At 49.9% G+C, this 12,383-nt stretch carries 12 protein-coding genes; 7 read left to right on the top strand and 5 right to left on the bottom strand.

Annotated features, from left to right (window positions below):
- Nucleotides 1–106: 106 nt before the first annotated feature.
- The 4 genes from ACYVH9_RS19680 (at nt 107) to ACYVH9_RS19665 (ending at nt 2,421) form a co-directional block, all read left to right on the top strand.
- Entirely contained in the window at nt 107–490 is a 384-nt protein-coding gene (locus ACYVH9_RS19680; RefSeq protein ID WP_460638092.1) for a TraR/DksA family transcriptional regulator, read from the top strand.
- 214 nt (nt 491–704) lie between these two features.
- Nucleotides 705–1,130, top strand: a complete 426-nt coding sequence (locus tag ACYVH9_RS19675) for a phage holin family protein (protein ID WP_460638091.1) — start codon at nt 705–707, stop codon at nt 1,128–1,130.
- An 87-nt stretch (nt 1,131–1,217) separates the two neighbouring features.
- A complete protein-coding gene (locus ACYVH9_RS19670; protein WP_460638090.1) occupies nt 1,218–1,670 on the top strand; it encodes a hypothetical protein in 453 nt (150 codons plus the stop codon).
- On the top strand, nt 1,633–2,421 hold the full coding sequence (locus ACYVH9_RS19665) for a phosphoglycerol geranylgeranyltransferase (RefSeq protein WP_460638089.1): 789 nt from the start codon (nt 1,633–1,635) through the stop codon (nt 2,419–2,421). Before ACYVH9_RS19670 ends, ACYVH9_RS19665 begins: the two co-directional genes overlap by 38 nt.
- Nucleotides 2,422–2,506: 85 nt before the next feature.
- Here ACYVH9_RS19665 and ACYVH9_RS19660 read toward each other — a convergent pair whose 3' ends face one another.
- The 4 genes from ACYVH9_RS19660 to ACYVH9_RS19645 form a co-directional block, all read right to left on the bottom strand.
- The gene (locus tag ACYVH9_RS19660; RefSeq protein ID WP_460638088.1) at nt 2,507–3,433 is read right to left on the bottom strand and encodes a helix-turn-helix domain-containing protein; all 927 of its coding nucleotides are present in this window, start codon (nt 3,431–3,433) and stop codon (nt 2,507–2,509) included.
- A 171-nt stretch (nt 3,434–3,604) separates the two neighbouring features.
- A complete protein-coding gene (locus ACYVH9_RS19655; protein ID WP_460638087.1) occupies nt 3,605–4,774 on the bottom strand; it encodes an acyl-CoA dehydrogenase in 1,170 nt (389 codons plus the stop codon).
- Between the two features lie 101 nt (nt 4,775–4,875).
- A complete protein-coding gene (locus ACYVH9_RS19650) occupies nt 4,876–5,850 on the bottom strand; it encodes an NADPH:quinone oxidoreductase family protein (protein ID WP_460638086.1) in 975 nt (324 codons plus the stop codon).
- 11 nt (nt 5,851–5,861) lie between these two features.
- Entirely contained in the window at nt 5,862–6,755 is an 894-nt protein-coding gene (locus ACYVH9_RS19645; RefSeq protein ID WP_460638085.1) for an EamA family transporter, read from the bottom strand.
- 46 nt (nt 6,756–6,801) lie between these two features.
- Here ACYVH9_RS19645 and ACYVH9_RS19640 point away from each other — a divergent pair, with 46 nt between their 5' ends.
- From ACYVH9_RS19640 to ACYVH9_RS19630, 3 genes are all read left to right on the top strand, one after another.
- Entirely contained in the window at nt 6,802–7,737 is a 936-nt protein-coding gene (locus ACYVH9_RS19640) for a polysaccharide deacetylase family protein (protein WP_460638084.1), read from the top strand.
- A 172-nt stretch (nt 7,738–7,909) separates the two neighbouring features.
- Nucleotides 7,910–8,848: a CPBP family intramembrane glutamic endopeptidase gene (locus ACYVH9_RS19635; protein ID WP_460638083.1), complete on the top strand. Its 939-nt coding sequence runs from the start codon at nt 7,910–7,912 to the stop codon at nt 8,846–8,848.
- Nucleotides 8,849–8,890: 42 nt separating this feature from the next.
- The gene (locus ACYVH9_RS19630) at nt 8,891–10,747 is read left to right on the top strand and encodes a MutS-related protein (protein WP_460638082.1); all 1,857 of its coding nucleotides are present in this window, start codon (nt 8,891–8,893) and stop codon (nt 10,745–10,747) included.
- A 3-nt stretch (nt 10,748–10,750) separates the two neighbouring features.
- Here ACYVH9_RS19630 and ACYVH9_RS19625 read toward each other — a convergent pair whose 3' ends face one another.
- Nucleotides 10,751–12,328, bottom strand: a complete 1,578-nt coding sequence (locus ACYVH9_RS19625) for a M81 family metallopeptidase (protein ID WP_460638081.1) — start codon at nt 12,326–12,328, stop codon at nt 10,751–10,753.
- Between the last annotated feature and the right edge of the window lie 55 nt (nt 12,329–12,383).

Here is a 12,383-nt window from a genome sequence, read left to right as displayed (position 1 = left end):
TTTTTAAACGGTATACTCCATTCGTTGAAAAAGAATCAATAGAGTTGTAATTTTGTTGTTTAATTAGACGGAGTTAATTCACCCACTTAACTAGCTGATCAGTACGATGGTTCAGGAAGAAAAGAAAAGATACTCGGAAGAGGAGCTAAAAGAGTTCGAGGTGCTGATTAGTCAGAAATTAGAGGCCTCCCGTAACGAACTAAACTATATCAAGGAGACGCTAAGCAAGCGAAACGATAGTGGTACGGATAATACGTCGGGAACGTCCAAACTACTTGAAGACGGGGCTGACACCAGTGAACGCGAAAATTTCAGTCAGTTGGCCGCTCGCCAGCAGAAATTTATTCAGCAATTGGAAGCGGCTTTGATTCGGATCAAGAACGGAACGTACGGTATTTGTATTGATACGGGCCGACTGATTCCGAAGGAGCGGCTGCGGGCCGTTCCGCACACCCAGCAGACCATTGAAGCGAAACTGAAGCGCTCGTAATTCTGCTCAGCAATTTAGCAAGGAGAAATACACTCACTTTCCCGTTCCAAATCCGGAACGGGATTTTTTTTGCGTATAAGTAGGGATGACCATTCGGTTTTTTTTCGTCCAATAGCTAGAAGGAATACCGAAACCAAGCTGAATGCCAAACTTTTTCCAAACAAAATGAACGCTAATTGGTAACTACTACAACGGCCACAAACGACGAACCGCTATGTTAGAGAAACTGGAAGAAATCAGGGAAAGCATCTTTAAATATTTGGAAGCGCGGATTGAGCTATTTAAGCTGGAAACACGTAGCCAGGTCGAAAACGCGGCATTAAATGCTGTGCACGGAATTGTACTTGGCTTTTTGATAACCATTACCACTATTTTCCTGTTCTCCTTACTGGCAGCCTACCTGAACGAAGTGCTGGACAGCCGGTATTTGGGATTTCTGATTGTGGCTGGTTTTTTTCTGCTGCTAACTCTGATCTGGGCGTTTGCAAAAGGAAGCGTAGAAAATATGCTCCGGAAAACAACCTACAATATGCTTAAGAACAAGCAGGAAAAAAGAGCGGAGGATCGGGCCGACGCCATCCAGGAATTAATGGCTCAAACGCGTAATTCGATGGACGAACGCGGTTCGGCCGCCGAATAAAAACCGACAATTATCCTCAAATTTGAAGTAAGTAGTACGTAATATCGCAAGTCAATCCATTTTTTACTAATTTTAGAACGCTCTTTTATGGATACAAATGTGCCCTTTTCAGATACATCAGCCCGTCGGGCCGAGTTGATGGAAGCCACCGAGCAGTATAAAAATTCGATTGAAGCCAATGTCAAGGCCTTAAAAGAGGATGCCGCAGAGGTCGGCAAAACCGTGGCGCTGGTAGCAGGCGTTTGTTTAGCCGCTTATGTGGTTGCCAGTATCGTATTGCCTAAGTCTGATAAACCAGATGTAGACTATGATGAAGACGATGAAGAGGCTGAGTATTCAGGCGGAAGCGCCCGTGACCACGCGCGTCGGGCCGCTAAAGCCGCGGAAGATGCTCCTAAAAAATCGGCAATCGGTGGCGCTATCACCGGGATCGTGACGTCAATTTTGACTAATCTAGCCCGTCAGCAGCTAACTGAGTTTATTTCGCGTATACGTCAGAATAATGCAACCACACAACCAGAACCAGGCCAGTACCCGTAACTCGCTACTTGATGCCCTGTACAGCCGCAAGGAAACAGGTCAAAAATCATTTGCCGTCTTGCTCGATCCAGATAAGATCGAGCAAGACTCGTTTAAAGACCTATTGATCCGGAGTGTGGAAAACCGGGTCGATTTCTTTTTTGTAGGTGGTAGTCTGATCACCAACTTCATTCTACGCGAAGTTGTCGAAACCATTCGGACCTATACCAACATTCCGGCGATCTTGTTTCCGGGAAACAGCCTTCATATTGAGCCCAGTGCTGATGCAATTCTGCTGCTTTCCCTGATTTCGGGCCGTAATCCGGAATTTTTGATTGGGCAACATGTCATTGCGGCCCCTCTTTTGAAAAAAAGCGGTCTGGAAATCCTGCCGACCGGGTATATGCTGGTCGATAGCGGTACGCAAACCACCGTCTCCTACATCAGTAACACCACCCCACTGCCGCACGATAAACCGGGTGTAGCCGCCTGCACAGCCATGGCTGGGGAGATGTTGGGCTTAAAGCTTATTTACATGGATGCTGGCAGCGGAGCCCGGCGACCGGTTTCGCCGGAAATGATTGCTGCTGTTCGCTCGTGTGTCGATACGCCGATTGTAGTAGGCGGGGGCATCAATTCCGTCGAACGCGCGAAGGTTGCGTTGCAGGCCGGTGCCGATGTGATTGTAGTGGGCAACGGCATTGAGCATAATCCCGAATTGTTACCCGAAATTGCCGCTGTGGTTCAGGAAGCCAACCGGCAACTGGCCTGAAGCAATAAAATCAAAAAGGGCGTAACGAAAGAAGAGGGATACATCCTTTCTTTCGTTACGCCCTTTCTGGCTTTTCACTGCTTACTTATACGTTCATCAGCGACTCCCGACGGCGCATTTTACCCGCCGGAATACCGAACATCATCTTAAATCGACGGCAGAAATACGCCGTATCCTTGTAACCCACTTCGGCACCAATGGCCCGGATGCTTTTCTTCGACGTCCGGAGCAAACCGACGGCAGCTTCCATTCGCTGGTATTCAATGTAATCCTGCGGATTAATTCCCGTCAGCATTTTGAAATACTGCCCGACGTAATCTTCCGACACGTTGGCTACATTGGCCAGCACCTTGTTCGACAGATCGCCACCCAGGTTATCCTTGATGTAAGCGAAAATATCGATCAAACGCGGATCTTTGAAGTACGTACTGTTGGTCACTAGCTGTTCAACAAAGAGACGGTTTTTCAAAATGTAGCGAATAACTTCAATAACGATTTCTTCAGTTTTGATTTTGATGATCCGCCCTTTGCCGGCTGTATCCAGCATATCTTCCGCCAAAATCTGGTTAATCGTGTGCACCAGTGAATCTTCCCGCTTGATGATAAACGGAGGAACATCCAGCGAATTGAAGAAGTTGACCGAGTCAAAAACTTTGGCTTCAAACGATACGTAGCCGAATGAATTCGGCATGTTACCGATTTTCTGCGGATCGCGGTTGGCCTCAAAGTATTGCTCCCGGTGAATCATGAACTCTTCGTTCGTGACGGTTTTGGGTTGCGAAGCATCACCGTAAGTAACGGTAACGTGTTTTCCACCCGGAATAAACAGCATATCGCCAGTTTCTACCTTTACCTTTTCTTCGCCAAACGATACTTCACCATTGTAGAGAACCGTCAACGTATTTTCAACATCATAATAATTTTTGATGGTGATAGGCTGTAAAATACGGATGTTGCGGGCTTTTATGAATTTTACGCCCAGCGATTCGATTATTTTATTATAGTCTTCCATAGGGGGAAAGTAATGTATCTACATGGATTATACTGCAAAGTTGCACAAAACTAATAAATTGTACAAATCCAATACAATATACATTCTTGCGAAAAGATAAAAAAAATAGCGCGATACCAATAAAGCAGCGCGCGTGTTTTTTGAAAAAATTGTGCTAGCGGTGAAAAAGTTCTATTTGATTAGCTCACGGGCGATTACTAATTTTTGGATTTCGGACGTACCCTCGTAAATCTGCGTAATCTTGGCGTCACGCATCAACCTTTCAACATGATACTCCTTGACGTATCCGTATCCTCCGTGGATTTGAACGGCTTCGGTAGTAGCCCACATCGCAACTTCCGAAGCAAATAATTTGGCCATGGCAGCCGCCTGTACATAGTCCTTGTCTTCGTCTTTCAAACGAGCGGCTTTGTAAACGAGCAGACGAGCAGCTTCGATCTTTGTCGCCATTTCGGCCAGTTTAAACTGGATAGCCTGATGCTCAAAAATTTTTTTTCCGAAAGATTGCCGTTCCTGCGCGTACGCCAACGCCAGTTCATAGGCACCAGCCGCGATGCCCAGCGCCTGAGCCGCAATGCCGATCCGACCGCCGTTTAAAGTAGACATGGCAAATTTGAAGCCAAAACCATCGGCACCGATCCGATTTTCTTTCGGAACGGTTACATCCGAGAACATCAGCGAATGCGTATCCGAGGCCCGAATGCCCATTTTATCCTCTTTTTTTCCCACCACAAAACCGTCCTGCCCTTTTTCAACGATCAGGCAGTTGATGCCGCGGTGCTTTTTTTCGACATCCGTTTGCGCCATCACCAGACAAACACTGGCCGCATTGCCGTTGGTGATCCAGTTTTTGGTACCGTTCAGCAAATAATAATCACCTTTGTCGATGGCCGTTGTGTGTTGTGAAGTGGCATCCGAACCTGCTTCCGGTTCGGAAAGGCAGAAGGCACCGATGACTTCGCCCGTAGCCAGTCGGGTCAGGTACTTCTGCTTTTGCTCCTCAGTACCAAATTTTTCCAACCCCCAGCAAACTAGCGAGTTATTGACCGACATGATAACTGAGCAGGAGGCATCGACCTTGGAGATTTCTTCCATCGCGATGACGTACGAAACCGTATCCATGCCACCTCCGCCGTAATCGGGTGGTACCATCATGCCCAGAAAGCCCAGTTCGCCCATTCGCCGGACCTGCTCGGCCGGAAACTTGGCCGCGTTATCGCGTTCGATTACACCGGGCAGCAGCTCAGTATGGGTAAAATCCCGCGCGGCTTCCCGCACGGCCAGGTGTTCTTCAGTGAGGTTAAAGTTTAAACCGGATAATTCCAGTGTGGAAGATGCCATATGTGTTCAAGTGTTGTTTAGTGCATGCGAATTTCTGTTGTTTGCCCGGATAAACAAATGGGCACAGAAGCCCTTCGTTGAAAGCCTCTATGCAGGGTCTGTTACGGGACAATAACTATTTTTCCCAAGATCTGCCGATTCATCATTTCGCGCAGCGCCTGAGGTGCTTTTTCAAGTGGGTAGGTGGCTTGAATATGCGGTTTGATCGCCCCCTGCTCGTAAAACGTCAGCAATTGCTGTACATTGTTTAAATTATCATTCGGTTGTTTTTCGGCAAACGCCCCCCAGAACACCCCTACTACCGAGCACCCTTTCAGCAAAGCTAAATTGAGCGGGATGGACGGAATTTGTCCAGCCGCAAAACCGACCACCAGATACCGGCCACGCCAGGCCACGGAGCGTAAAGCCGCTTCGGTCAGGGTGCCGCCAACGGGGTCATAAATTACATCGACGCCCTTGCCGTCGGTTAGTTCCCGGATACGCTGGCGCAGGTCGTCGCGGCTGTAGTTGATGGTGTGGCTGGCCCCGGTTTGGCGGCAAAGTGCCAGCTTTTCGTCCGTTGAAGCGGCTGCAATCACGGTGGCACCCATCATTTTACCTAATTCAACAGCAGCCAGTCCAACGCCCCCGGCGGCTCCCAATACCAGCAGCGTTTCGCCCGGTTGCAGGTTGGCCCGGTCTTTCAGGGCGTGATACGACGTGCCGTAGGTATACATCAGCGCAGCCGCCGTGCCATACGCCATGCCGTCGGGCAGGAGAAACGTCTTGAAACCGTCGGCCAGGGTTTGTTCTGCAAAACCGCCTGAGCCGGTCAGGGCAAAGACCTTGTCACCGGGTTTCAGGTGCGTAACTCCGGCCCCCACTTCGTTGACCACCCCGGCCACTTCCCCGCCCGGCGAAAACGGAAAGGGTGGTTTGACCTGGTATTTTCCCTGAATCATGAGTGTATCCGGAAAATTTACCCCGCAGGCCTTTACCTGAATCACCAGTTTGCCTGCCGTAGCCCTGGGCGCTTCGGTTTCTTCCAGCATCAGACTTTCGGGTGGACCGTATTGACGACAAAGAATAGCTTTCATGGATCATTTTCTCATTTAAAAGTCACAATCAGTACCGCGCCTGTGACCATGATGGTTGCGCCAATGAGTTTTTGAACAATATTCGTTTCCCGGAAAAAATGGTAGCCAAATAGTACGCTCAACAAGGCGGAGGTTTGAAACAGCGCCAGCGCATAACCGACCTGCGTACCTCCGAAGGCGATGTTGGTTGAAAACTGCATTAACCCGGCGGAAATAAATAAGCCGATATAGGTTGTTTTCTGCGTCATGAAAACACGACACTGCTCCTGCCAACGACCGCGCAACGTGATGCTGACCCAGACAAGGGCGAAGATGAACCCCAGCACGCACCAGCATACATAGGTGGTCAGGGGTGATGAAAGCAGCATGGCCCGCTTAATGAAAACTGCTTCAATGGCGGAGCACACCAGCGCGATCAGCCGAAACTGAATTTCCGGCTTTTTAAGCAGCTCCCACGAAAAACCGTGCCCACGCCCGCCGGAGCCAAGAACAATATAACTACCTGCTACGATCAGTGCAACACCCAGCAGACCCAGCCAGCTCGGAACTTCATTCAGCAACACGATGCCGAAAATAATACTAACCACGGATTTGTAGGCGTTGACTGGCCCCAGCACGGATAAATCCCCGGTTCGTAGGGCTTTGACCAAAAAAACATTGCCCAAAACACCCAGCAGATTGAAAATGAAAACGTTCTGCCAGAATAGGCCAGGAAGATCAAGCAGATTCAAATCCGACCAGAATGGAAACGTCAGCAGGCTTAAAAAACCGTAGGTGGCCGCCGTTACGAAGAGCGGTTCGGCGTTGCGCTGGGTGAGTTGTTTTTGAAAAACGTTGGATAAGGGATTGGCCGCAATGCGAACTAAAATGGCTACGGTGGTCAGCGTAATGATGAGTAATACCATGTAATTCGTAATCTTGTAAAAAATACGGTTTTCAAAATCCGATGTTATGAAGCATTTGGGTCTCTTTATCAGTTTTTGCCTTTTCAGTGCCGGTCTTTGGGCTCAGAAAAAAATCGCCATTACCGTTGATGATTTACCCGGGGTGACGCAATACTACCGAACACCCGATGGCAAGCTGCTCATGAACCAACAACTGGTCCGGCATTTTACAACGCACCGGGTTCCGGCCATCGGTTTTGTGGTTTCGCAGTGGTTGTCCCGCGACGGGGCGCCCGACCCGAGCCAGGTCAATGTACTAAAAATATGGCTTGATGCCGGACTTGAACTGGGCAATCACACGTTTTCGCACAAGGATTATACCGTCATTACCGTTCAGGATTATTTTGACGAAGTAGTTCGTGGCGAGCAAGTTATCAAACAACTGGTAGAACAGCGCAACAAACCGTTCCGTTTTTTCCGGCACCCATTTTTGCGCAAAGGCGAGACGCCCGCCAAGAAAGATTCGCTTGAGCAGTTTTTGGCCCAGCGAAAATACCGGGAGGCTCCCGTGACCGTTGACAACAACGATTATCTGTTTTCGCTGGCTTACGACAAAGCGCTGCTGAAGGGTGATACCGCGGCTGCGGCTGAAGTAGGGCGACAGTATCTGGATTACATGACGGCCTGCGTCCGGTATTACGAAGCCCAGTCGGATTCGTTGTTTGGGCGGCTTATTCCGCAGACCCTGCTGACGCACGCCAATACGATCAATGCGGTTTACATGGGCGAACTGCTAAACCGGCTGGCCCAAAGTGGATACAAATTTGTGTCGCTGGATGAAGCGCTCCAGGACGAAGCGTACCAATCGCCGGATCGTTACGTTGGTAAGGGTGGCATTTCGTGGATACACCGTTGGGCGATAACCCAAGGGAAGAAAGGTCCCTTTTTCAAGGGCGAACCCGAGGTGCCCGCGCTGGTAACCCAATGGGTCGAAGGGAAATAATTCATCCGCTGTACTACAAGCCCCGAGGGCTATCTATTAGTCAAGCCCTGAGTGCAACCCGGGAACGGGGTTGCCAGTTCAATGGCCATAAGTTACAGTTCGTTGCGGCTTATTGACCGTTTTGACCGGATGGTTTTGGTTCCCCGGTGGCTTTCCTCCAATTTTAAGGATCATGCGCACCCTTATCCGTTACCTTCGCGAACAGCTGAAAGCCGATTTTCGCGCCGATTTGTATGCAATTGCCGCGCTGTTTCTGGCGGTTTGCATCAGTATTAATTATTACCTGGATCTGGAAGATAGCTACATTGACGCCCATCGGGGGCAGAACATCCGGATTTTTTATTACTTTTTGCTGTACGCCTTTGCGTATTATTCCGGTGTTGCGTTGTGGACACGGTTTCACCGGCGGCTGGACATCTGGCGCCGATCCGACTTCTGGCTATATAGCCTTTCAGGACTGGCCATTTACAGTTGGTATGCCGGTTTCTACGGTTTTAGCGACTGGAGCCATGCGGTGTTTAATGGGCAGATTTACACATTCGCATTTTACTGTCTGCGTAATTTACAATCACTGCTGACGGTTATTCTGCCGTTGCTGCTGTTTTACCGATTTGTTGAAAAAGAGCCAAACGGTTTTTACGGGATGCGTCCGAAGTGGAAAGGACTGCAAGTTTACTTTGTTTTGCTGCTGTGTATGGTGCCGTTGATCACCTATGCATCGTTTCAGCCGTCTTTTCTGGAGTCGTACCCGACGTACCGCGACACCAATGCCGACGAGTTTTTTAACGTACCAACCTGGGTCACAGCTTTGGTGTATGAATTAGCCTACGGCTGGGATTTTGTGCCGACCGAATTGATGTTCCGCGGTTTTCTGGTAATCGGGATGGCGCGGATTCTGGGCCGGGGCGCGGTGTTGCCGATGGTGATCACGTACGCATTCATTCATTTCGGTAAGCCGCCGGGCGAAACCGTTAGTTCCATTTTTGGTGGGTACATTCTGGGCGTCATTGCGCTACAAACCCGCAGCATCTGGGGTGGTATCATTATTCACCTTGGCGTGGCCTGGCTGATGGAGCTGGCGGCTTTTATTCAGGTAGGATTGAGGGAGTAGATTCGCTTATGGTGCTGGTTAAACGTGATAAGGATACCGTGTATGGAGATTTATAAAAAGAAAATAGGTGAATATGAGGGTAAACTTGCCGAATTACAGCAAGCTTTAGATCAGCTTTCCACCATTCGTCTGATTGCCTTTGTCGGATCAATTGCGCTCATTCTTTTTCTGGCTAATGCCGGATCGGTTACGGGCGTATTGCTGGTTCTGTCCGTGAGCCTGCTGGGTTTTGGGTACCTAATCAAGCAATACAATCGGAGAACTGCCCAAAAAAGGCATATTACTTTCTTAAAGGAAATCAATGAACAGGAGGTTTTAAGGGCGGAGAACAAACTGGCGGCCTTCCCAACGGGCCAGCGTTTTATCAACCGCGATCACGCCTACGCGTCCGATGTCGATGTGTTTGGCAACCACTCGATTTTCCAACTGATTAACCGAACCACCACCGAATCAGGGCAAATCCGGCTGGCCGAATGGTTGACCGAGCCAGCTTCGAAGGCGGTTATTCAGGAAAGGCAGCAAGCAATTCAGGAGCTGACTCCGCAACTGGATTGGCGGCAGCATTTTCAGGCTGCGGGGATGCCCTTCACGAATGCCAAAAGCGATTATGCGAAATTGCTGAACTGGATTGATAAACCCGTTCATTTGCTGCCCAGCCGATCGAAGCACCTGACAGTAGCTCTGGTGCTGGCGGTTTTGGCAACGGTGGCAGGTGTTGTCTGGCTGCGGCATTTGGTTCAGGTTATTTATCTGAATCAGGCGTTTTCAATTGCCTACCTGATTCCGTTCCTTTTCATGATGGTGGTCAATTCGCGGGTATTGAAAAAGGTCAAACCGCTTGCTGAAGAAATCATCGAAAATACCCAGCAAAATGTTAATATATTGGGCGGTTACGAATCACTTATCTCCGCCATTGAAACCGGAAGCTTTCGGGCAAAACCGTTGCAACAACTTCAGGGTACGCTCCGGCAGGGTGACTACTCCGCCGTGCAGGAAATTGGCCGCTTAAAGAAAATTCTGGAAGGTTTTCAGCAACGGGGAGCACGCAACCCGATAGGTGGTAATGCTTTCTATAGCATTTTGAATAGCTTTTGGCTACTGGATATTCACTGGATCATTCTGACGGAAAAATGGAAAAGCAAAAACCGTTCGCACCTGCGCAATTGGGCCTGGGCGGTCAGTGAGTTTGAGGTATTCAGCAGTCTGGCCGGTTTTTCATACGCCAACCCGTCTTTTACATTTCCGGAAATCAAGGAAGAGCTGTACTGGATTCATTTTGAAGCGCTCGGCCATCCGTTGATTCATGCGGAGCGCAGGGTCTGCAATGATTTTGACTTGACGGGGCGCGGCACCATTGCCATGATTACCGGGTCCAACATGGCCGGAAAAAGCACGTTTTTGCGCACGATCGGGATTAACCTGGTTTTGGCCCTCATGGGCGCGCCCTGTTGTGCCGCATCGGGGCAGGTATCCACCATGCGGTTATTTACCAGCATGCGGACGCAGGATAACCTGGAGGAGGGTGTTTCTTCTTTTTACGCCGAACTGAAGCGAATTGAGCAACTGCTCGCGCTGGTAGAAAGCGGACAGCCTATTTTCTTTCTACTGGACGAAATGTTTAAAGGCACCAACTCGCAGGATCGCTACAAAGGCGGGGTTTCGCTCATCAAACAGTTGAACGAACTCAATGCGTTTGGCCTGATTTCGACCCATGATCTGGAGCTGGCCAACGTGGCCGCCGAACACATGACCGTAACGAATTTTAGCTTTAATAGCGTCATTCAGGACGGCAATCTGCTTTTTAACTACAAGCTGAATCGTGGGATTTGCACCGACTTCAACGCGAGTGAATTAATGAAAAGGAGCGGGATCAAGCTCCTTTCCCTATTCGATCAATAACCGTTATTTGGATTCTCCCGAAATCGGCACCAGTTGGGCCGCCAGATTGGGCGTTTTCATGTCTTTGTCAAACGGAAACATGGGGCGTTGAATCCGCTTGTACGGCAGCCGGAACAAATCCTGATCGACGCCACCCGGAGTCAGGGCCATAATCCAGTCGGCCTGCATGGTATACAATTCGGGCTCGAGATACCCGATTTTCACGACTACTATAGCGGCTTTTCGGGGTTCGAGGCCCAGCCGGGTAAAATCCCGTTCTTTGTGGTACGGTTTGCGTTTCTGAGTGACGATCACGTGCACACTGCCTACTTTTACCACCACTTCTACTTCTGCATCGCGATCGCCTTTTACAATCGATTCAACCGTGCCTTTCAGCGGAACCGGCGGAGCAAAGCGGGCATCAACAATGGCCCCGGCTTTACCGTCTATCTGTCCACCCACACCAACTACCAGGGCTTTTTTTATCAGCTCCGGATCGGGAATAGATGCGTAAAGTAGCGGAGGACCATCTGCCCGCTGAAATTCCGGGCGGGCCAGCAATTGCGTGAGGGTCCAGGTGACATCTCCAGCACCTCCGGCCGTGGGGTTATCGCCCGTATCGCTGATGAAGAAAGGACGCTTCTGGCTTGGAATGGCTTTGGCCAGGCACTCGTTCAGCGTCCCCGTGGGGGCAACAAAATCAAACTGCGACCGCACGTTCCAGAAAGCCGTGGCTAGTTTTTCGGCGGTTTGGACCACCTTTGCTTTATCGTCGCCTACGGCCATCACAACGGCATGGTTGCGTGGTTCGTCGGCCCAGGCATACCCAATCCAGATGGCGGCATCCACAATTCCGTCCTGTTTGTCGGCCAGCGGTGCTACCTGCTGATACAAACTTTTACCCGGCTCGATGCGTGTGCTCGTTTTTTCGCCCGGCAACAGAATCGGGACCGGTATCCAGGCTTTGTACGCGGGTTTCCCTTTGCCACTTTTGATCCGTTCCAGCAGGTTGACAACCGCACGTTCCTTGGTTTGCATCGCATCTTCGTGCGGAGCCATCCGGTAGCACGTCATCAAATCGGTATTTTGAGCCAGGCGCCAGGAAACGTTACCGTGCAAATCCATCGACGTAGAAATGAGGGTTTTATAACCAATTACTTGCCGAATACGCGTGATGAAATCGCCTTCCGGATCGTCCAGGCCCTTAACACTCATCGCGCCGTGAATATCAAAATACAGACCGTCGTAGGGAGCGTACTTCTTGAGCGTGTCCAGCGTCTTGTTCACCAGCGATTCGTAGGCTTCGCGGGTGACGGCTCCCCCGGGCAGCGACTTCCCGACGATGGCGGGCAACCAGATGGCTTGTTTGCGCAGGGGCGATACGGGCATCATGAACGGATACGCATTGAAAACTTCACCACTGTATCGGGCGTGAAACGCTTCTTCGTGCGTGACAGCCGGAGAAAACGTACTGGATTCGATTCCTAAACCCGCGATGGCGATTCGGGGAAGTTTCGTAGCCGGAGCCTTATTGGAAGACTGCGCCAAAGTGGAGAAGGCCAACGAGAGACCAACCGAAAAAGTTAAGAGAAGCTGTTTCATACCACAAGTTAAATTATTGGGAAGAATAGAGGCTATTTCTTAAAATTATTTAAGA

The organism is Larkinella harenae, assembly GCF_054780515.1.
This window is presented reverse-complemented; position numbering and strand designations above follow the sequence as displayed.

Bases quoted from the DNA above. Each gene is read 5' to 3' on its own strand.
- ACYVH9_RS19635 (WP_460638083.1), top strand. From the start codon at position 7,910: ATGCGCACCCTTATCCGTTACCTTCGCGAACAGCTGAAAGCCGATTTT.
- ACYVH9_RS19665 (WP_460638089.1), top strand. From the start codon at position 1,633: ATGCAACCACACAACCAGAACCAGGCCAGTACCCGTAACTCGCTACTT.
- ACYVH9_RS19660 (WP_460638088.1), bottom strand. From the start codon at position 3,433: ATGGAAGACTATAATAAAATAATCGAATCGCTGGGCGTAAAATTCATA.
- ACYVH9_RS19655 (WP_460638087.1), bottom strand. From the start codon at position 4,774: ATGGCATCTTCCACACTGGAATTATCCGGTTTAAACTTTAACCTCACT.
- ACYVH9_RS19675 (WP_460638091.1), top strand. From the start codon at position 705: ATGTTAGAGAAACTGGAAGAAATCAGGGAAAGCATCTTTAAATATTTG.
- ACYVH9_RS19650 (WP_460638086.1), bottom strand. From the start codon at position 5,850: ATGAAAGCTATTCTTTGTCGTCAATACGGTCCACCCGAAAGTCTGATG.
- ACYVH9_RS19645 (WP_460638085.1), bottom strand. From the start codon at position 6,755: ATGGTATTACTCATCATTACGCTGACCACCGTAGCCATTTTAGTTCGC.
- ACYVH9_RS19680 (WP_460638092.1), top strand. From the start codon at position 107: ATGGTTCAGGAAGAAAAGAAAAGATACTCGGAAGAGGAGCTAAAAGAG.
- ACYVH9_RS19670 (WP_460638090.1), top strand. From the start codon at position 1,218: ATGGATACAAATGTGCCCTTTTCAGATACATCAGCCCGTCGGGCCGAG.
- ACYVH9_RS19625 (WP_460638081.1), bottom strand. From the start codon at position 12,328: ATGAAACAGCTTCTCTTAACTTTTTCGGTTGGTCTCTCGTTGGCCTTC.
- ACYVH9_RS19630 (WP_460638082.1), top strand. From the start codon at position 8,891: ATGGAGATTTATAAAAAGAAAATAGGTGAATATGAGGGTAAACTTGCC.
- ACYVH9_RS19640 (WP_460638084.1), top strand. From the start codon at position 6,802: ATGAAGCATTTGGGTCTCTTTATCAGTTTTTGCCTTTTCAGTGCCGGT.